This window comes from Rhizobium sp. SG_E_25_P2 (assembly GCF_029892285.1).
Classification (GTDB): Bacteria; Pseudomonadota; Alphaproteobacteria; order Rhizobiales; family Rhizobiaceae; genus Rhizobium_E.
In genome coordinates this window covers 36,079-54,272 of sequence record NZ_JARXVM010000019.1, presented here as the reverse complement: position 1 = coordinate 54,272, position 18,194 = coordinate 36,079, and the positions used below count along the sequence as shown (strand labels likewise).

The following is an 18,194-nucleotide window of genomic DNA, read 5'->3' as shown; positions in this document are numbered from 1 at the left end:
GCGTCAACCGACAGAGTTTGGATTGTTCATCCAGCCCCCCATCTCGCATCCCAGCCGGATCTTGCCCGCATCTGCGTTCGCACCGGAACAAATCCGCCTCCCTGACGTTCGGTTTGCGAACCATGATGGAGGCTACACATGCTGAAATGGGCGCTGATTTTTCTTTTGATTTCGATCGTCTCGGGCTTTCTCGGCTTTTCGGGCGTCTCGGCGGCGACGGCGGGAATCGCCAAGGTCTTGTTCGTTCTGGCGCTGATCATCTTCCTTATTTTCGTGGTCCTCGCCTTTATGGCCGGCAGCTTCGTTCTGTAGCCTTGAGGACACGGTCGTCACCAGAATCGTCAAGCAGGCCTCCGGGCCTGCTTTTCTCGTTGTGGCCAGACGGAAACGACCGTACCGTCAGGTACATGCGGAGGGGAATCAAGAGGAGCCGGCAAAAGCGCGGAACCGGTTTGCGACCTTCGCGAGAGCCCGCCCTTCGAGCCCCCTGAGAATCCATGTCCGACCTCGCCGCCAAGCCCGCCATACCGTCCGTCCCAGCCGTCAAGTTGAAAGCCGCCCTGATCGGGCTTGCCTCCTACGCGACGTTTACTCTGGCCGACGCCACGGTGAAGCTGCAGAGCGGCGCTTACGCCTTGGCGCAGGTGACGCTGATGCTGGAGATTTCGGCGGCGCTCATCCTTCTGGTCGTCGCCGGGGCAAGCGGGCGGGTGAAAAGCGTCATTCCGCGCCAGCCTGTCTTCACCTATCTGCGCGCCCTGTTGCTGGCGGTCGAGACGGCGCTGATCTATTACGCCTTCGCCACCATTCCCATGCCGGAAGCCTATGTGATCGCCTTCATGTCGCCGATCCTCGTGGCGGTGATGTCTTATCTCGTTTTCAAGGAGCGGCTGACGCGGATCGCCTGGGCCGGCGTGGTGCTCGGCTTCATCGGCGTGATCGTGGCGCTCCGCCCCGGCGCCGGCGAGTTTACCTCAGGTCATCTGGCCGCCATCGGCTCGGCCTGCCTGTTCTCCGTCACGCTGCTGATGGTGAAGAAAGCGCATCCCGACGAATCGGACACGGCGCTCGCTTTCGCGCCGGCGCTGCTGCTGGCCATCGGCGCCGGCGCCTATCTCGCCTATAGCGGAGAATGGAAGCCGTTGACCCTGCCTGCCGCCGCGACTTTCTTTGCGGGCGGCGCGGCGATCGTTGGCGGCAGCATATTCCTGGTGCGCGCCTTCCGGCTCGGCGAACCCTCGCTGGTGGCCCCGACGCAATATAGCCAGATCGTCTGGGGCACGCTGATCAGCTATCTTCTGTTCAACACCGGCATCGACGCCTACACCATCGCCGGCGCCGCCATCATCATCGTCTCCGGCCTGCTCGTGCTGAAATAACCTCGCTCCGGCTGGGGACGGGCCGATTTTTCCGCCCTTCCCGCCTTGCTCCTGATGCGGTCGCCCCCTATAGACCGTGAAAATTCAGGAAGGACGCGCCGCATGGTCTTTTTTCCGCACCGCCATCTGCTCGGCATCAAGGGATTGAACGAGCTCGATATCGGATTTCTCCTCGACAAGGCCGACGAGGCCGTCAAGATTTCCCGGCAGCGGGAAAAGAAGACGTCGACGCTTCGGGGCCTCACCCAGATCAATCTGTTCTTCGAAGCCTCCACCCGCACCCAGAGCAGTTTCGAGCTCGCGGGCAAGCGGCTGGGCGCCGACGTCATGAATATGTCGGTCGGCAATTCCTCGGTGAAGAAAGGCGAAACGCTGATCGACACGGCGATGACGCTGAACGCCATGCGCCCCGATGTGCTGGTGATCCGCCATTCCGCCGCCGGCGCCGCCGCCCTTCTGGCGCAGAAAGTGTCCTGCTCCGTCATCAATGCCGGCGATGGCCAGCATGAGCATCCGACGCAGGCGCTCCTGGACGCGCTGACCATCCGCCGCGCCAAGGGCAAGCTGTCGCGCATCATCGTCGCCATCTGCGGCGACGTGCTGCATTCGCGCGTGGCGCGCTCCAATATCCTGCTGCTCAACGCCATGGGCGCGCGCGTCCGCGTCGTCGCGCCCTCGACGCTTCTGCCCTCCGGCATCGCCGATATGGGCTGCGAAGTCTTCCACGATATGAAGGAAGGGCTGAAGGACGCCGATGTGGTGATGATGCTCAGGCTGCAGCGCGAGCGCATGGCCGGATCCTTCGTGCCCTCGGTGCGCGAATATTTCCACCATTACGGCCTCGACGCCGAAAAGCTGAAGGCGGCCAAGGAAGATGCCCTGGTCATGCATCCCGGCCCGATGAATCGCGGCGTCGAGATCGCCTCTGAGATCGCCGATGGTCCGCAAAGCGTGATCGGCGAACAGGTGGAAATGGGCGTCGCCGTGCGCATGGCGGTGATGGAAGCCCTGCTGATCAGCCAGAACAAGGGAGAACGCGCATGAGCGTCACGATCCTCGATCGGGTCCGCATCATCGACCCCTCCCGCGACATGGACGAACTCGGCGCCATCGTCATCCAGGACGGCGTGATCGCAGCCAGCGGCAAGGACGCGCTGAACCAGGGCGCGCCTGAGGGCGCGGTGATCCGCAATTGCCACGGCCTTATCGCAACGCCTGGCCTCATCGATGCCCGCGTTTTCACCGGCGAGCCGGGCGGCGAGCATCGGGAAACCATCGCCTCGGCCGGTCGCGCCGCAGCCGCCGGCGGCGTCACCTCCTTCATCATGATGCCGGACACCGACCCCGTCATCGACGACATCGCGCTGGTCGAATTCGTGCGCAAGATGGCGCGCGACGCCTCGCCGGTCCGCATCTATCCGGCCGCTGCGCTGACCAAGGGCCTGACCGGCGACGAGATGACCGAAATCGGCCTGTTGAAAGAGGCGGGCGCCGTGGCCTTCACCAATGGCCGCAAGTCGCTGCACAACACCCAGGTGCTGCGCCGGGCGCTCACTTATGCCCGGGATTTCGACGCGGTGATCGCGCTCGAAGCCCGCGACAAATATCTGGGCTCCGAAGGCGTGATGAATGAAGGCCTGCTCGCAAGCTGGCTGGGCCTCTCGGGCATTCCGCGCGAGGCCGAGATCATCCCTCTCGAGCGCGATCTCCGCGTCGCCGCACTCACCCGCGGACGTTATCACGCCGCCCAACTCTCGGTTCCCGGCTCGGTGGACGCCGTCAAACTCGCCCGCGAACGCGGCGCCCGCGCCACCTGCGCCGTGTCGATCAACAATCTCGCGCTCAATGAAAACGACATCGGCGAATATAGAAGCTTCTTCAAGCTCTATCCGCCGCTCCGCTCCGAGGATGATCGCGTCGGCATGGTCGAGGCCTTGTCGCGCGGCGATATCGACATCATCGTCTCCTCGCATGATCCGCAGGATGTCGACACCAAGCGCCTGCCTTTCGCCGAAGCCGCCGATGGCGCCATTGGGTTGGAAACACTGTTATCGGCCGCGTTGAGATTGCATCACGACGGTTCCGTCTCGCTCAAACGCCTGATCGACGCGCTCTCCACTCGCCCCGCCCAGATCTTCGGCCTGCCGGGCGGCACGCTGAAGCCGGGCGCGCCGGCGGATGTGACGCTGATCGATCTCGACGAGCCCTGGCTCTGCATCAAGGAAGACCTGATTTCCCGCTCCAAAAACACACCGTTCGAAAACGCCCGCTTCTCGGGCCGGGCGGTGGCGACCTATGTGGGCGGCAAGCAGGTGTTCGGCGCGTAACGACCACGGCGGGCCGGCGGGCTCGCCCGATATCATAGCTTTTGCCGGTTGATCGTTGGCCGCGATAACCTCGTCGGCTATCGCGACGCGGGATTTCGCGCTAAATACCGGCGCATAGACCATCTATTAGAGGGGGATCGCATGGATTCGCTCACCACCTGGAACATCGCGGCCATGCCCGCGCTCATCGCCCTCATTCTCGGCTATCTCTCGGGCTCTGTTCCCTTCGGCCTGCTCCTGACCAGGCTCGCCGGCCTCGGCGATGTCCGCTCGATCGGTTCGGGCAATATCGGCGCGACCAATGTGCTGCGCACCGGCAACAAGAAGCTGGCGGCCGCCACGCTGCTGCTCGACGCGCTCAAGGGCACGGTTCCCGCAGCCTTCGCCTACGCCTTCCTCGGGGTCGAAGCGGGCGTGATCGCCGGTTTCGCAGCCTTTGTCGGCCATATCGCCCCGGTTTGGCTGGGCTTCAAGGGCGGCAAGGGCGTCGCCACCTATATCGGCGTGATGTTCGGCCTCAACTGGCGGATGGGTCTGCTTTTTCTGCTGGTCTGGATTGCAACGGCCGCCATCACGCGTTACTCTTCTTTATCCGCTCTGGTTGCAATGCTGGTTGTGCCGGTGGTGCAATATCTGACCGGAGATCCAAAGATCGCCGCTGTTGCGGCCGTCATGACGGTCATCGCCTACGCCAAGCATCACGCCAATATTTCCCGGCTGCTGTCGGGCACGGAAAGCAAGATCGGCAAGAAGGGGTAAGGCTCCATGTCCCAGGGGAGCGCCAAGGGAATAGCGCTCTCCGACCGACAAAGGATCGCCTGGCTGAGGCTGATCCGCTCCGACAATGTCGGGCCTGCGACCTTCCGCGATCTCATCAATCATTTCGGTTCCGCCGAGACCGCCCTCGACATGCTGCCGGAACTTTCGGCGCGCGGCGGATCGACCCGACCGATCCGGGTGGCGAGTCGTGAGGAGGCGGAAGCCGAACTGAACGAAGCCGCCCGACGCGGCGCACGCTTCATCGGCATCGGCGAGCCGGATTATCCGCAAGCGCTGCGGCAGATCGAGGCGGCCCCGCCGCTGATCGCGGTTGAAGGCGATCCGCAGGTCTTGCGCAATGTCGCGGTCGGCGTGGTCGGTTCGCGCAACTGTTCGGTGGCGGGCGCCAAATTCGCGAGCCTGATTGCCAGAGAATTGGGTCGCGCCAATTACGCTGTCGTGTCCGGCCTGGCGCGCGGTATCGACGCCGCCGCCCATCGCGCCAGTCTCGACACCGGCACGATCGCCATTCTGGCCGGCGGTCTCGATCGCCCCTACCCGCCTGAGAATCTCGATCTTCTGCGCGACATTATCGAACACGGCGGCGCAGCCGTCAGCGAAATGCCGTTCGGCTGGGAGCCGCGCGCCCGCGATTTTCCTCGCCGCAACCGCCTGATCGCCGGCATCGGCCTGGGACTGGTGGTGGTGGAGGCGGCGGAACGCTCGGGATCGCTGATCACAGCCCGTTACGCCGCCGATTTCGGTCGTCTGGTCTTCGCTGCGCCCGGCTCGCCTCTCGATCCGCGCTGCAAGGGCGCCAATGGCCTAATCAAGGACGGCGCGCAGATCGTCACCGAACTGCAAGACGTGATCCGCGCCATGGCCCCGATCACCGAGCGCGACCTGTTTTCACCGCCGGAAGCGCAGGAGCCGCCGCGCGAAGGCGATGGCGCACATCTGCCGCCGCCGTCCGACAGCGATCGGCAACGGATCATCGATGCGCTCGGACCGAGCCCGGTCGAGATCGACGATGTCATCCGTCACACCGGCGCATCGGCGCAGACAGTCTATCTGGTTCTCCTTGAACTCGATCTCGCCGGCCGGCTCTACCGCCATCCCGGCGGGCTGGTCTCTCTTGATATGGCCTGACGCGGGCTGGCCTCAAGCATGTCGCCCGCCTCGGTGAACGCCATTTCGATCAGATAGACCAGCAGGTCAGCGCGCTCGGCCCGCGCCACCTGGGATAATTCCGCCAGCATCTGCTTGATGTAAGAGAGGCGCTCCCAAGAGGTCGCCACCGTTGTGGCATTCGCGTCCATCCGTCTATCCATCGCACAACCAGCCTCTACCTTTGATAGCAATTACATCATGCACTCACTTAAGGTTAGTATAATTGATTGATTTCAGATTGCAACGAATTGCATATCATTTTCTGGTTGTAACGCGTTGTATCCGCGGTTCGAGAGGCTTCAAAAGGTTTGTCTGGCCCATGGATTGCATTGCCGGGCTATGCAAGGCTATAAGCGCGGCGAAGTCTGGTCAGGATGCCAGCAAGATTTCCCGCTCGTCATCGGCGAGAGGGTCAACAAAACCACAATCTGAAGCCGTCAGGCGGAATGTCGATAATGAATGTAGTGGTGGTGGAATCGCCTGCGAAGGCAAAGACAATCAACAAATATCTTGGTTCGAACTACACGGTTCTCGCCTCTTTCGGCCATGTGCGCGATCTTCCCGCGAAGGACGGCTCGGTGCGCCCGGACGAAGATTTCGAAATGAGCTGGGAAGTCGACGCCGCCTCGCAGAAGCGGCTCAATGAAATCGCCGAAGCGGTGAAGAAGTCCGACGGACTGTTTCTCGCAACCGACCCGGATCGCGAAGGCGAAGCGATTTCCTGGCACGTGCTCGACATTCTCAAGAAGAAGAAGGTCATCGGCGACAAGCCGGTCAAGCGCGTAGTGTTCAACGCCATCACCAAAAAGGCGGTGCTCGATGCGATGGCCGATCCGCGCGATATCGACGCGCCTTTGGTCAACGCCTATCTCGCCCGCCGCGCGCTGGATTATCTGGTCGGTTTCAACCTGTCGCCGGTTCTCTGGCGCAAGCTTCCGGGCGCCCGCTCGGCAGGCCGCGTGCAGTCGGTGGCGCTGAGACTGGTCTGCGATCGGGAAACCGAGATCGAGCGCTTCGTCACGGAAGAATACTGGAACATCGTGGCGCTCCTGCGCACCCCGCGCAACGACACATTCGAAGCGCGCCTCGTTTCAGCAGACGGCAAGAGACTGCAGAAGAACTCCATCGGCGACGGCGTTCAGGCGAAAGACCTGAAATCCATGCTCGAAGGCGCAGCCTATCGCGTCGACAGCATCGAAGCCAAGCCCGTCAAGCGCAATCCCTCGCCGCCCTTCACCACCTCGACGCTTCAGCAGGCCGCTTCCTCGCGCCTCGGCTTCTCGGCCTCGCGCACCATGCAGGTGGCGCAGAAGCTCTATGAAGGCATGGATATCGGCGGCGAAGTCGCCGGTCTCATCACCTATATGCGTACCGACGGCGTGCAGATGGCGCCGGAAGCCATCGATGCCGCCCGCAGCGCGATCGGCCAGCAATTCGGCGCCCGCTATGTGCCGGAAAAGGCTCGTCTCTACTCCACCAAGGCGAAAAACGCCCAGGAAGCCCACGAAGCGATCCGTCCGACCGACTTCAACCGTACGCCCGACAGCGTGCGCAAGTTCCTCGACGCCGACCAGTTCCGTCTCTATGACCTGATCTGGAAGCGCGGCATCGCCAGTCAGATGGCGAGCGCCGATATCGAGCGCACCACCGCTGAAATCACAGCGGAAAACGCCGGACGCGTCGCGGGCCTGCGCGCCGTCGGCTCGGTGATCAAGTTCGACGGCTTCATCGCCGCCTATACCGATCAGCGCGAGGAGATCGAGGACAATTCCGGCGAGGAGGAAGACGGCCGCTTGCCGGATATCCGCGCCAAGGAAAGCCTCGCCAAGGAAAAGATCGACGCCAGCCAGCATTTCACCGAACCGCCGCCGCGCTATTCGGAAGCGACGCTGATCAAGCGCATGGAAGAGCTCGGCATCGGCCGTCCCTCCACCTACGCCTCGACCTTGGCGACGCTGCGCGACCGCGGTTATGTGACGATCGACAAGCGCAAGCTGATCCCGGACGCAAAGGGTCGTATCGTCACCACCTTCCTCGAGAACTTCTTCACCCGTTACGTGGAGTATGATTTCACCGCCTCGCTCGAGGAGAAGCTCGACAGCATCTCCGCCGGCGAGTTGAACTGGAAGGACGTGCTGCGCGATTTCTGGAAGGACTTCTTCTCACAGATCGAACAGACCAAGGAATTGCGCGTCTCCGACATCATCGAGGCGATGAACGAGGCGCTCGCGCCGCTGCTGTTTCCGGCCCGCGCCGATGGCGGCGATCCGCGCACATGTCAGGTCTGCAGCACGGGACGCCTGTCGCTGAAGCTCGGCAAATACGGCGCCTTTATCGGCTGCTCCAACTATCCGGACTGCAATTTCACCCGGCAATTGTCGGCGGATGCGGCGGATGCCGAAGGCTCGGTGTCGAGCGAACCCGTCTCCTTTGGCGCCGACCCGATGACCGGCGAGGACATCTCGCTGCGGTCGGGCCGGTTCGGACCTTACGTGCAGCGCGGCGACGGCAAGGAAGCCAAGCGCGCCAGCCTGCCCAAGGGCTGGACGCCCGACAGCATGGATCATGAAAAGGCGCTCGCGCTTCTCAACCTGCCGCGCGATGTCGGCCAGCATCCCGAAACCGGCAAGATGATTTCCGCCGGCATCGGTCGCTACGGGCCATTCCTGTTGCATGACGGCGGCTACGCCAATCTCGAAAGCGTCGAGGACGTGTTCTCGATCGGCCTCAACCGCGCCGTCTCGGTGATCGCCGACAAGGCCGCCAAGGGCCCCGGTCGCGGCCGCTCGGCGCCCGCAGCGCTGAAGGAATTGGGCGACCATCCCGATGGCGGCAAGATCACCGTGCGCGACGGCAAATACGGTCCCTATGTCAATTGGGACAAGGTCAACGCGACCATTCCCAAGGGCACGGATCCGCAAAGCGTTACGATCGAACAGGCCCTGGTCCTGATCGCGGAACGGGCGGCCAAGGCAGGCGTCGGCAAGAAACCGGCCGCCAAAAAGGCTGCGCCGAAGAAAGCCCCCGCAAAGAAGGCCGTCGCCGCCGATGGCGACGAAACACCTAAAAAGGCCCCGGCCAAAGCCAAGGCCGCAACCAAGCCAAAGACGGCAGCCAAGCCCAAGGCGGCCGCGAAATCCAAGACGAAGGAGAGCTGACCCTCGTGTCAAAGGCGCCAAGATCCCGAACCGCCAGGCCGGACCACAAAACCGCTGGCCGTTCTCCCATCATCCAGGGTGAGACGCCGACGCGCGAGGTTCTCCTCGACTATATCCAGGACAATCCCGATCTCGCCACCAAGCGCGATATCGCCAAGGCTTTCGGGCTGAAGGGCGAGCAGCGCATCGAACTCAAAGCGCTGCTGCGCTCGCTCGAGGACGACGGTCTGGTGGAGAAGAACCGCAAGACGTTGATGCGGCCCGGCTCGCTGCCGCCTGTCACCGTGCTCGACATCACGCTGCGCGATTCCACGGGCGAACTGATCGCTCGTCCCGCCGAATGGGACGAGGAGAATGGCGTGGCGCCGGCCGTGCTGATCCGCCAATCGTCGGACCGGTCGAAAACGAAAGCGCCGGTGGCGGGGCTTGGGGACCGTGTCGTCGCCAAGATCTTCGTCAACAAGGAGCGCGGCGGACCGGCCTATACCGCCCGTATCGTCAAGATCATCGACAAGCGCAAGAATGGCGCGCTCGGCGTGTTCCGCGCCCAGGGCGCGGGCGGCCGCATCATGCCGATCGAAAAGCGCGGCATGGAGATCGAGGTCGATCCGTCCTTCATCGGCGACGCCAAGGACGGCGATCTGGTCGAGGTCGAAACGCTGAAATTGGGTCGTTTCGGCCTGCAGCGCGCCAAGGTCGTCTCGGTGGTCGGCTCGGTCGCCTCGGAAAAGGCGATCTCGATGATCGCCATTCACGCCCATGGCATTCCCCACATCTTCCCGGACGCGGTGCTGCGCGAAGCGGACGAGGCTGGTCCCGCCGACATGAAGGACCGGGAGGATTGGCGTCAGTTGCCGCTGATCACCATCGATCCGGCTGACGCGAAAGACCATGACGACGCGGTCTGGGCCGAGCCCGACCCCTCGCCCGACAATCCCGGCGGCGTCATCGTCGTCGTCGCCATCGCCGATGTCTCTTATTATGTGCGGTCCTTCTCGGCGCTGGACCGCGAAGCGCTGAAGCGCGGCAATTCGGTCTATTTCCCCGACCGCGTCGTCCCCATGCTGCCGGAGCGGATTTCCAACGATCTCTGCTCGCTCAAGGAGAATGTCGACCGCCCGGCGCTCGCCCTGCGCATGGTCTTCTCCAAGGATGGCCGCAAGGCAGGCCACACCTTCCATCGCATCATGATGCGCAGCGCCGCCAAGCTGTCCTACCAGCAGGCTCAAGCGGCCATCGACGGCGCGCCCGACGACAAGACCGGACCGCTGCTGGAACCCATCCTCAAGCCGCTCTGGGACGCCTATGCGATCCTGAAAATCGGCCGCGATCGCCGCCAGCCGCTAGAACTCGACATGCCCGAGCGCAAGATCCTGCTGAAGCCCGACGGCACGGTGGATCGCGTCTATGTGCCGGAGCGGCTGGACGCGCATAAGCTCATCGAAGAGATGATGATCCAGGCCAATGTCTGCGCCGCCGAGACGCTGGAAAATAAGAAGCAGCCGCTGATCTATCGCGTCCATGACCAGCCGTCGCTGGCCAAACAGGAAACGCTCCGGCAGTTCCTGGTCACGCTCGACATCACGCTGGCGCATGGCGCGCTCAGGTCCAACAATTTCAATATGATCCTGCAAAAGGTCGAGGACAAGCCCTATCAGACCATGGTCAACGAGATGGTGCTGCGTTCTCAGAGCCAGGCTGTCTACAGTCCAGCCAATATGGGCCATTTCGGCCTGAACCTGTTGCGCTACGCCCATTTCACCTCGCCGATCCGCCGCTATGCCGACCTCATCGTGCACCGGGCGCTGGTGGCTTCTCTAGGGCTCGGCGCCGGGGGGCTTCGGCCGGAAGAAGAAGAACAGCTCGAGGATATCGCCGCCGAGATCTCCACCTTCGAGCGCCGCGCGATGGCGGCTGAGCGCGAGACGATCGAACGGCTGATCGCCCATCATCTCGCCGGCCGCATCGGCGAGGAATTCGACGGTCGCATTTCCGGCGTCACCAAGTCGGGACTATTTGTCTCACTGCCCGCCTATGGCGCCGACGGCTTCGTGCCCGTATCTACCATCGGACGCGATTACTATATTTATGACGAAGCGCATCAGGCCCTGACCGGCGACAAAACCGGCCTCGGCTTCCGGCTCGGCGATCCCGTGAGGGTGAGGCTGGCCGAAGCCGTACCGCTTGCCGGAGCCCTGCGCTTCGACATTCTGAGCGAAGGCCGCAAAATGCCGACGGCGACCCGCTCCTTCCACAAATCGGGTAAGCGCGGACGCGAACCGGCGCGCAAGACGCCGGGAACCCGACCGCCTCGCGGCAGGCGGTGACCGACAGAACCAGGGAGAGGCTCATCATGGCCAAGATCGAAGACAGCGTAGTCTGGACCAATGCGACGAGCGAGCGTCCGCCCCGCGACATCTGGGGCGCGATCAAGCGCGGTCTCTTCTGCCGCTGTCCGAATTGCGGAGAGGGTCGCCTGTTCAAGGCCTATCTGAAGCCGGTCGACGCCTGCGCAGTCTGCGGCGAGGACATGACCCATCAGCGCGCCGACGATCTGCCGGCCTATCTCTCCATCGTCGTGGTCGGCCATATCGTGGTCGGCGGCTTCATGATGACCGATCTCGTCTGGCCGGCGTCGAACTGGACCCATCTCGCCATCTGGACGCCCGTCACTCTGCTTCTGGCGTTGACCACCATCCAGCCGATCAAGGGCGCTGTCATCGGACTGCAATGGGGCGCGCGTATGCACGGCTTCGGCGGCGAAGAACCGAAGCCTGAATCCTGACATTTTCAAAAATTACCGGAAAATGCGCGAGCAGGCTTTGAAATCCGTGTCTGAGCCGTCTAACTGTCTGTAACCGTACGGGCGCGCCGCCTGTTCGGAATGGGCGGGATGAGGGCCTTTGAAAGTGAAGTTTGCATGAGTGAACCCCTGGGAGGCGAAAGCGAGGCGATCCATTGGCCATCGCTGATCGCTGCGATGACGTCCATCTCCGCCGTGGGCATCGCCATCGGTCTCGGCCTCCCGCTTTTGTCGCTGCTGCTCGAACAGCGCGGCATTCCCTCTTCGCTCAACGGGCTCAATACGGCCACGGCCGGCCTCGCCGCCATGATCGCCGCGCCGATCACCACCAAGCTCGCCCATGACTACGGCGTGGCCACCACCATGATCTGGGCGGTGTTCATCGCCGCCATCAGTTCGCTCGGCTTCTACTATATCGAGAATTTCTGGGCCTGGTTTCCGCTGCGCATCGTGTTTCACGGCGCCACCACCACCCTGTTCATCCTGTCGGAATTCTGGATCAACCACGCCGCCCCGCCGGCAAAGCGCGGCTTTGTGCTCGGCGTCTACGCCACCGTGCTGTCGATGGGATTTGCCGCAGGCACAGCGATTTTCTCGTTGGTCGGCACCCAGGGCGTGCTGCCCTTCGTCATCGGCGCGCTGGTGATCACGCTTGCGGCGATCCCGATTTTCATCGCCCGCAAGGAAAGCCCCTATCTCGACGAAAAGCCGCGCCAGCACTTCCTCCGATACACATTCGCGGTTCCCACCGCGATCATGGGCGTCTTCGTGTTCGGCGCGGTCGAAGCGGGCGGGCTGGCGCTGCTGCCGGTCTATGCGACGCGGCTCGGCTTCAGCGAAACTCAGGCGAGCACGCTGCTGACCGTCATGGCCATCGGCAATGTGGCGCTGCAGATCCCGATCGGCCTGATGGCGGACCGCATTCGCGACCGGCGCCTGATGCTGCTGGTGATGGGCGTGACCGGCCTGGTCGGCGCATTCCTGCTGCCGCACGCCTCGTCCTCATGGGTCACTCTCGCGATCTTGCTGCTGATCTGGGGCGGCGTCGTGGCCGGCCTATACACGGTGGGACTCAGTCTGATCGGGCAACGATTCTCCGGCTCGGACCTCGCAGCCGCCAACGCGGCCTTCATTTTCTTCTATGCGGTCGGCACCGTAGCCGGTCCCGCAGCCATCGGCGCGGGCATGGATCTGGGCGGAACCAATGGTTTTGCCTGGACTTTGACCTCCTTCTTCGTGGTCTTCGTCGTCTTCGCCCTCTACCGGCTGATTTTTCATCCGCGCCGGACTTGACTTTCCAGGCTTTATGCGTAGTTTCGCGCCAGATTTCGCCGTGGCCTCACCGGTTTTCACGGCGTCAACTTTTTAAGGGCAGTACGACCATGGCGAAAGCGACAACCATCAAGATCAAGCTTCTCTCGACGGCTGACACCGGCACGTTCTACGTGACGACCAAGAACAGCCGCACCTTCACGGACAAGATGGTCAAGACCAAGTATGACCCGGTCGTGCGCAAGCACGTCGAGTTCAAGGAAACAAAGATCAAGTAATTTGGTCTTTTGGTTCCAGATCAAAAGCGCGTCGCCATCAGGCTGACGCGCTTTTTGTTTATGAGCTTCACCGAATGGCGCGGCGACGAAACGCCTGGATGACCGCTCCGAGAATTGACACGGCGATTTCCGCCGGGCTGATCGCGCCGATATCGAGACCGATGGGAGCATCAATCCGGGCGATCTGCGTCTCGGTTAGGCCCAGCTCCATAAGCCGGTCCACCCGCTTGCCATGCGTCTTGCGACTGCCGAGCGCGCCGACATAGAAGCAGCCAGCCTTCAGCCCCGCAGCGATGGGATAATCGTCGATCTTCGGATCATGCGTCACCGCGATCAGCGCCGTATAGGCGTCCAGCGCCCGCTCCTCTAAAACATCCTCCGGCCAGTCGGCGACGAGATCCACGCCTTCAAACCGTTCGGGCGTCGCAAAGGCGGTGCGCGGATCGATGACGCTGAGATCGAAGCCGGCAATGGCCGCCATCGGCGCAAGCGCTTGGGTAATATGGACGGCGCCGATAGCGACGATGCGCGGCGGCGGAACCTGGACGTTGAGAAACAGCCGCTTGCCATCAATCTCGACCTGCGCCGATTTTCCGGTGAGAAAGGCGGTTTTGACCGATGCGGCCAGATTGTCCTCCACCTCCTCGCCTTCGGTGATCAACCGGCCGCCCCCCTGATCGAGATCGGCGACATAGACGGCGGCGCGGCGCTCGGCTCTGAGCGCATTGAGACGGACGAGATCCTCGCGCTTCATCAGGCGATCCTTTCCACATAGACGGCAATGCGGCCGCCGCAGGACAGGCCCACGCGCCAGGCCGTCTCATCGGCCACGCCGAATTCCAGCAGTTTCGCCTCGCCCGAGGCGATGACGTCCTGCGCTTCAGAAATGACGGAGCCTTCCACGCACCCGCCGGACACCGAGCCCTCGAAATTGCCATCGGCGTCGATCACCAGATGAGATCCCACCGGTCGGGGCGCGGAGCCCCAGGTTTCGATGACGGTGGCAAGCGCGACCGCGCGTCCCTCGCTTGTCCAGGCTTCGGCGACGTCGAGCGGATCAAGGGGCATCACAGTCAGTCCTTTCGTCTCGTGGAAAGATAACGGCGCGGATCGGCGTCACGCGATGGCGCGCCCGACAGTGCACGGGCGAGATCGCCGATGGCGTCGAGATTGTGCACGGCCCTGAGCTCGTCGACATGCGCCGCCATGGCGATCACCCCGCGCGCGCGCGCCTCGAAACCTTCGAAGCGCAGCAGCGGATTAAGCCAGATCAGCCGCCGGCAGGAGCGATGCAGCCTGTCTGTCTCCTCGGCCAATAGCGTGGCGTCATCGCGCTCGAGCCCGTCGGTGATCAGCAGCACGGTCGCGCCCTGCCCCAGCACCCGACGCGCCCAGCGGCGATTGAATTCCTTGAGTGTCTCGCCGATGCGGGTGCCGCCCGACCAATCCTTGACCGAGCCGAGACACAGCGCCACCGCTTCATCCGGATCGCGATGGCGCATGGCGCGCGTCACATTGGTGAGTTGCGTGCCAAACACGAAAGTATGAACGCGTTTGCGGCGCTCGGTCAGCACATGCATGAAATGCAGGAATATCCGCGAATACTGGCTCATCGAGCCGGAAATATCGGCGAGCACCACCAAGGGCGGCTGCACCCGCCTGCGCTTGCGCCATTTCGGCAACATCAGGTCGCCGCCGGTGCGCATGGCTGCGCGCAGCGTGGCGCGGGCGTCGAAGCGAGCGGGACGCTTGGACGGCTCGTAGCGCCGGGTCAGCACCTCATCCATCGGCAGCATCAGTTTCGCCAGCGCAGCGCGCGCTTCACGCAGCTCACTGGCGCTCATCTGGGCAAAATCCATCTGCCGGAAGATCTCACGCTCGGAGACGGAGAAGCGGGAATCGATCTCGATCTCCTGGCGTTCCCGCGTCTGCTCGGGCCGTTCGGCATAAAGCGCATCAGTCGCACGCGCCTGAGCCGGGCGAGGCTTTTGCTTTTCGCCCAGATCCGGCGTCATGCGCGACAGCATCTGGATCAGTTTGCCCTCGAAATCGCGCGGCCGCCAGAAGATATCAAAGACTTCATCGAACACAGCCATGTCTTCATGCCGCTTGACCAGCGTGGCCGACAGGGCGGTGTGGAATTCGTCGCGCGAGCCGACCCCAATCGCTTCCGCCGCTTCGATCGCATCGATCACCGCGCCGGGGCCAATCTTCAGGCCGGCGCGCCTGATAGCCCTGGAGAAATGCACGATATTGTCGGCGAAGCGTCCTGCGCCCGGCGCGACCGGGGGGAGGACGGGACCGTCTGTCGGGCTCGAACTCGCCTCGATCATGGCGCGCCTAGCCCACAGCCAGAAGCTCGGCCTTGACGGCGTCAAGCGCCTGGCGCCCCTCGCTGCCTTGAATTCGAGCAATGTCTTCCTGATATTTCAAAAGCGCGCCGACCGTGTCGGAAATGGTTTCCGGATCGAGCGCGACTCGATCAAGTTCGGTGAGCGCGGTCGCCCAGTCGATCGTCTCGGCGATCCCCGGGTTCTTGAAAAGATCGAGCCTTCTCAGCCTCTGCACATAGCCGACGATTTCGGAGGCCAGCCGCTCGTTGCAGCCGGGAACCTTGCGCCTGACGATCGCGAGTTCCAGCGACGCACTGGGATAATCGACCCAGTGATAGAGGCAGCGCCGCTTGAGCGCGTCATGCACCTCGCGGGTGCGATTGGTGGTGATGATGACGATGGGCGGCTCGGCAGCCTTGATCGTGCCGAATTCCGGGATCGTCACCTGATAGTCGGAAAGGATTTCCAGCAGAAACGCCTCAAACGCCTCGTCGGTGCGGTCGAGTTCGTCGATCAGAAACACCGGCGCCGCACCCGACGCGTTGGACAGCGCCTGCAAGACCGGACGGCGGATGAGGTGCTTTTCCGAGAAAAGATCCCTTTCGAGCCGGCCGCGATCGGTGACGCCTTCAGCTTCCGCCAGGCGGATATCCAGCATCTGGGCGGGATAATTCCATTCATAAACGGCCGATGAGACGTCGAGCCCTTCGTAACATTGCAGTCGAATGAGCTCGCGGCCCAGCCCCTTGGCGAGCACTTTGGCGATTTCGGTCTTGCCGACGCCGGCGTCGCCTTCGAGAAACAGCGGCCGCCGGAGCTTCAGCGCGAGATACAGCACCGTGGCAAGCGGCCGGCCGGCGAGATAATCCTGACTTTCCAGAAGCCGCAGCGTTTCGTCGATCGAAGCGGGCAGCGCGGTCTGGACCATCAGGCGAACTCCTTTAGACCCGGCGTTGCGCGCGGGCATCCGTCCGCGTCAGCCTACAGCGAATGATAGGCACGGTCCATATAGACAAGCGCGGCATCCTGCCCGCCCAGTCGCAGGGATGCGACTTCGCCGATCAAAATCGTATGCGTCGTATAGGGGATCATCTGCACCACACGGCAGTCATAGGTCGCCACCGCATCTTTCAGCGTCGGTGCGCCGGTGGCGAGCGCATCCCACTCTCCCCGAGCAAACCGCTCGTCCATCGTCAGTTTTTCCAAGCCCGAGAACGCGTGGCTCAACGGCTGGTGATGGGCGGCGAGAGAATTCAGCGCGAAGACGCCGCTGTCGAAGAAGATCTTGTTCTTCTCATTGTTGTGGTTGAGGCAGACGAGCACCGTCGGCGGCGCATCCGACACCGAGCAGGCGGCGGTGACCGCCACCCCGCGGCGTTCGCCATTCAGCGCCGTGGTGACGATCTGCACATGCCCGGCATAACGCGCCATGGCGTCGCGATAGAGTTTGGCTTCGACCAATGTCTTCCCGCCTTCGATTGTTGTTGACGACGCTATATACAGGCGAAGGATTGAAAAAGTTCGAAGCCAAGCGATAAGCGCTTGCGAATTTACGCCAATCCGGCTTTTGATGCGCTCTCACCGCCAGGGGACGAAAACCTATGTCGATCAAGCCGTTCCTCCTCGCCGCCCTCGTCGCGGCCTTCGCCACGACCGCGCTTTCCGCCCCGGTCAAGATCGCCGTGGTCGCCCCCGAGGGCGAGGCATTGGGATTGCTGGGCGACCAGGTGCGGCGCGGGGCCAATGCGGCGGCGGGAGACAAGGCGGAACTGGTCTTGCTGAGCGAGACCTGCAAGGACGGCTCGGGGCCCGCGCTCGCGGAGGCGATCAAGGCTGCGGGCGCCAAGGCGGCGATCGGGCTCCTGTGCGCGGAATCGCTCGACGGTTCGCTTGCGCCGCTGGCGGCGGCGAAAATCCCGGTGATCACCATCGGCATCCGCGCGCCCATTCCCATGGAAGACGCGCTCAAGCATGGCTGGCCTTTGTTCCGGCTTGCCCCCGGCGCGCAGTCCGAACGCGAATTGATCGCCGCCAGCATTCGCCGCTATTGGGCGGACAAGCCCTTCGCCATTCTCGACGACGGCACGATCACCAGCCGCGACACCGCCGAATGGGTGCGCAACACGCTGGAGACGCAAGGTCTCAAGGCAACCTTCACCGATACGTTCCGCCCCGCCCAGGAAGTTCAGACGCAACTGATGCGACGCCTTGCCAAGGCCGGAGTTACCCATGTTTTCGCCGCAGCCGATCGCGGCGACATGGCGGTGATGGCGCGTGACGCTAAAAAAGCCGGCCTGCCGCTGGTCTTTCTCGGCGGAGATGCGCTGAACGCGGTGGATCTCGACAATCCGCTCGTATCAGGCGTGCTCGCCGTGACCCTGCCTGACTGGGCGGAACAGCCGGAGGCGAAAACGGCAGTCGAGGCGCTGGCCGCCACCGGGCAGAACGCCGATGGCTATGTTTTGCCCGCTTATGCGGCCGTCACCATCGCCATCGACGCCGCCGAGATCTCCGCCAATAGCGGCGCCGACATGGCCGAGGCGCTTGTCGACACGCCCTTCGACACTGCGCTCGGGCAAATCCGCTTCACCAAGGCCCATGAAATGGCGAGTAATCCCTTCACACTGATGCGCTGGACGGGTGAGAGATTCGAGCCCGCCGTGACGGTGGAGTAAGGCGCGTCATAGGCTTGCGCTGCCAGCCGGATTCAATGTC

The 18,194-nt window shown here is 63.1% G+C and carries 18 protein-coding genes; 12 read left to right on the top strand and 6 right to left on the bottom strand.

Annotation, left to right across the window (positions count from 1 at the left end):
• Positions 1 to 138: 138 nt before the first annotated feature.
• From M2360_RS21985 to dprA, 6 genes are all read left to right on the top strand, one after another.
• On the top strand, positions 139 to 312 hold the full coding sequence (locus tag M2360_RS21985) for a DUF1328 domain-containing protein (protein WP_280777527.1): 174 nt from the start codon (positions 139 to 141) through the stop codon (positions 310 to 312).
• Positions 313 to 497: 185 nt separating this feature from the next.
• The gene (locus M2360_RS21980; RefSeq protein ID WP_280777526.1) at positions 498 to 1,379 is read left to right on the top strand and encodes a DMT family transporter; all 882 of its coding nucleotides are present in this window, start codon (positions 498 to 500) and stop codon (positions 1,377 to 1,379) included.
• Between the two features lie 102 nt (positions 1,380 to 1,481).
• Positions 1,482 to 2,423, top strand: coding sequence for an aspartate carbamoyltransferase catalytic subunit (locus tag M2360_RS21975; RefSeq protein ID WP_280777525.1), 942 nt, complete (start codon positions 1,482 to 1,484; stop codon positions 2,421 to 2,423).
• A complete protein-coding gene (locus M2360_RS21970; RefSeq protein WP_280777524.1) occupies positions 2,420 to 3,706 on the top strand; it encodes a dihydroorotase in 1,287 nt (428 codons plus the stop codon). Before M2360_RS21975 ends, M2360_RS21970 begins: the two co-directional genes overlap by 4 nt.
• A gap of 141 nt (positions 3,707 to 3,847) precedes the next feature.
• The gene (gene plsY, locus M2360_RS21965; protein WP_280777523.1) at positions 3,848 to 4,465 is read left to right on the top strand and encodes a glycerol-3-phosphate 1-O-acyltransferase PlsY; all 618 of its coding nucleotides are present in this window, start codon (positions 3,848 to 3,850) and stop codon (positions 4,463 to 4,465) included.
• A 6-nt stretch (positions 4,466 to 4,471) separates the two neighbouring features.
• Positions 4,472 to 5,614: a DNA-processing protein DprA gene (gene dprA / locus M2360_RS21960; protein ID WP_280777522.1), complete on the top strand. Its 1,143-nt coding sequence runs from the start codon at positions 4,472 to 4,474 to the stop codon at positions 5,612 to 5,614.
• Here dprA and M2360_RS21955 read toward each other — a convergent pair.
• Positions 5,572 to 5,784, bottom strand: coding sequence for a hypothetical protein (locus M2360_RS21955; RefSeq protein WP_348529571.1), 213 nt, complete (start codon positions 5,782 to 5,784; stop codon positions 5,572 to 5,574). The two genes, dprA and M2360_RS21955, sit on opposite strands and share 43 nt — an antisense overlap.
• A 306-nt stretch (positions 5,785 to 6,090) precedes the next feature.
• Here M2360_RS21955 and topA point away from each other — a divergent pair, with 306 nt between their 5' ends.
• From topA to rpmG, 5 genes are all read left to right on the top strand, one after another.
• A complete protein-coding gene (gene topA / locus M2360_RS21950) occupies positions 6,091 to 8,793 on the top strand; it encodes a type I DNA topoisomerase (protein ID WP_280777520.1) in 2,703 nt (900 codons plus the stop codon).
• A 68-nt stretch (positions 8,794 to 8,861) separates the two neighbouring features.
• Complete coding sequence (gene rnr / locus M2360_RS21945) at positions 8,862 to 11,120, top strand: ribonuclease R (protein WP_280777584.1); 2,259 nt, start codon at positions 8,862 to 8,864, stop codon at positions 11,118 to 11,120.
• A 26-nt stretch (positions 11,121 to 11,146) separates the two neighbouring features.
• A complete protein-coding gene (locus M2360_RS21940) occupies positions 11,147 to 11,578 on the top strand; it encodes a DUF983 domain-containing protein (RefSeq protein WP_280777519.1) in 432 nt (143 codons plus the stop codon).
• A gap of 135 nt (positions 11,579 to 11,713) precedes the next feature.
• Positions 11,714 to 12,889, top strand: coding sequence for an MFS transporter (locus M2360_RS21935; protein ID WP_280777518.1), 1,176 nt, complete (start codon positions 11,714 to 11,716; stop codon positions 12,887 to 12,889).
• A gap of 89 nt (positions 12,890 to 12,978) precedes the next feature.
• A complete protein-coding gene (gene rpmG, locus M2360_RS21930; RefSeq protein ID WP_280777517.1) occupies positions 12,979 to 13,146 on the top strand; it encodes a 50S ribosomal protein L33 in 168 nt (55 codons plus the stop codon).
• A 67-nt stretch (positions 13,147 to 13,213) separates the two neighbouring features.
• On the opposite strand, the gene M2360_RS21925 is transcribed toward rpmG, so the two are convergent.
• Genes M2360_RS21925 through M2360_RS21905 form a run of 5 tightly spaced genes read right to left on the bottom strand, consistent with a single transcriptional unit; the run spans position 13,214 to position 16,910 of the window.
• On the bottom strand, positions 13,214 to 13,900 hold the full coding sequence (locus tag M2360_RS21925) for an XdhC family protein (protein ID WP_280777516.1): 687 nt from the start codon (positions 13,898 to 13,900) through the stop codon (positions 13,214 to 13,216).
• On the bottom strand, positions 13,900 to 14,214 hold the full coding sequence (locus tag M2360_RS21920) for an XdhC family protein (protein ID WP_280777515.1): 315 nt from the start codon (positions 14,212 to 14,214) through the stop codon (positions 13,900 to 13,902). Before M2360_RS21920 ends, M2360_RS21925 begins: the two co-directional genes overlap by 1 nt.
• 5 nt (positions 14,215 to 14,219) lie before the next feature.
• Entirely contained in the window at positions 14,220 to 15,479 is a 1,260-nt protein-coding gene (locus M2360_RS21915; protein WP_280777514.1) for a VWA domain-containing protein, read from the bottom strand.
• A gap of 7 nt (positions 15,480 to 15,486) precedes the next feature.
• Positions 15,487 to 16,407: a MoxR family ATPase gene (locus M2360_RS21910; protein ID WP_280777513.1), complete on the bottom strand. Its 921-nt coding sequence runs from the start codon at positions 16,405 to 16,407 to the stop codon at positions 15,487 to 15,489.
• Positions 16,408 to 16,460: 53 nt separating this feature from the next.
• Positions 16,461 to 16,910, bottom strand: a complete 450-nt coding sequence (locus M2360_RS21905) for a flavin reductase (protein WP_280777583.1) — start codon at positions 16,908 to 16,910, stop codon at positions 16,461 to 16,463.
• A 170-nt stretch (positions 16,911 to 17,080) separates the two neighbouring features.
• Between M2360_RS21905 and M2360_RS21900 the strand changes: the two genes are divergently transcribed.
• Positions 17,081 to 18,154 carry an ABC transporter substrate-binding protein gene (locus M2360_RS21900; RefSeq protein WP_280777512.1) on the top strand — a complete coding sequence of 358 codons (1,074 nt, stop codon included), beginning with the start codon at positions 17,081 to 17,083 and terminating at the stop codon, positions 18,152 to 18,154.
• Positions 18,155 to 18,194: the final 40 nt, after the last annotated feature.

Excerpts from the sequence above, each read along its gene's own strand:
- M2360_RS21985 (WP_280777527.1), top strand. The coding sequence starts at position 139 with ATGCTGAAATGGGCGCTGATTTTTCTTTTGATTTCGATCGTCTCGGGC.
- M2360_RS21980 (WP_280777526.1), top strand. The coding sequence starts at position 498 with ATGTCCGACCTCGCCGCCAAGCCCGCCATACCGTCCGTCCCAGCCGTC.
- M2360_RS21975 (WP_280777525.1), top strand. The coding sequence starts at position 1,482 with ATGGTCTTTTTTCCGCACCGCCATCTGCTCGGCATCAAGGGATTGAAC.
- M2360_RS21970 (WP_280777524.1), top strand. The coding sequence starts at position 2,420 with ATGAGCGTCACGATCCTCGATCGGGTCCGCATCATCGACCCCTCCCGC.
- plsY (WP_280777523.1), top strand. The coding sequence starts at position 3,848 with ATGGATTCGCTCACCACCTGGAACATCGCGGCCATGCCCGCGCTCATC.
- dprA (WP_280777522.1), top strand. The coding sequence starts at position 4,472 with ATGTCCCAGGGGAGCGCCAAGGGAATAGCGCTCTCCGACCGACAAAGG.
- M2360_RS21955 (WP_348529571.1), bottom strand. The coding sequence starts at position 5,784 with ATGGACGCGAATGCCACAACGGTGGCGACCTCTTGGGAGCGCCTCTCT.
- topA (WP_280777520.1), top strand. The coding sequence starts at position 6,091 with ATGAATGTAGTGGTGGTGGAATCGCCTGCGAAGGCAAAGACAATCAAC.
- M2360_RS21940 (WP_280777519.1), top strand. The coding sequence starts at position 11,147 with ATGGCCAAGATCGAAGACAGCGTAGTCTGGACCAATGCGACGAGCGAG.
- M2360_RS21935 (WP_280777518.1), top strand. The coding sequence starts at position 11,714 with ATGAGTGAACCCCTGGGAGGCGAAAGCGAGGCGATCCATTGGCCATCG.
- rpmG (WP_280777517.1), top strand. The coding sequence starts at position 12,979 with ATGGCGAAAGCGACAACCATCAAGATCAAGCTTCTCTCGACGGCTGAC.
- M2360_RS21925 (WP_280777516.1), bottom strand. The coding sequence starts at position 13,900 with ATGAAGCGCGAGGATCTCGTCCGTCTCAATGCGCTCAGAGCCGAGCGC.
- M2360_RS21920 (WP_280777515.1), bottom strand. The coding sequence starts at position 14,214 with ATGCCCCTTGATCCGCTCGACGTCGCCGAAGCCTGGACAAGCGAGGGA.
- M2360_RS21915 (WP_280777514.1), bottom strand. The coding sequence starts at position 15,479 with ATGATCGAGGCGAGTTCGAGCCCGACAGACGGTCCCGTCCTCCCCCCG.
- M2360_RS21910 (WP_280777513.1), bottom strand. The coding sequence starts at position 16,407 with ATGGTCCAGACCGCGCTGCCCGCTTCGATCGACGAAACGCTGCGGCTT.
- M2360_RS21905 (WP_280777583.1), bottom strand. The coding sequence starts at position 16,910 with ATGGCGCGTTATGCCGGGCATGTGCAGATCGTCACCACGGCGCTGAAT.
- M2360_RS21900 (WP_280777512.1), top strand. The coding sequence starts at position 17,081 with ATGTCGATCAAGCCGTTCCTCCTCGCCGCCCTCGTCGCGGCCTTCGCC.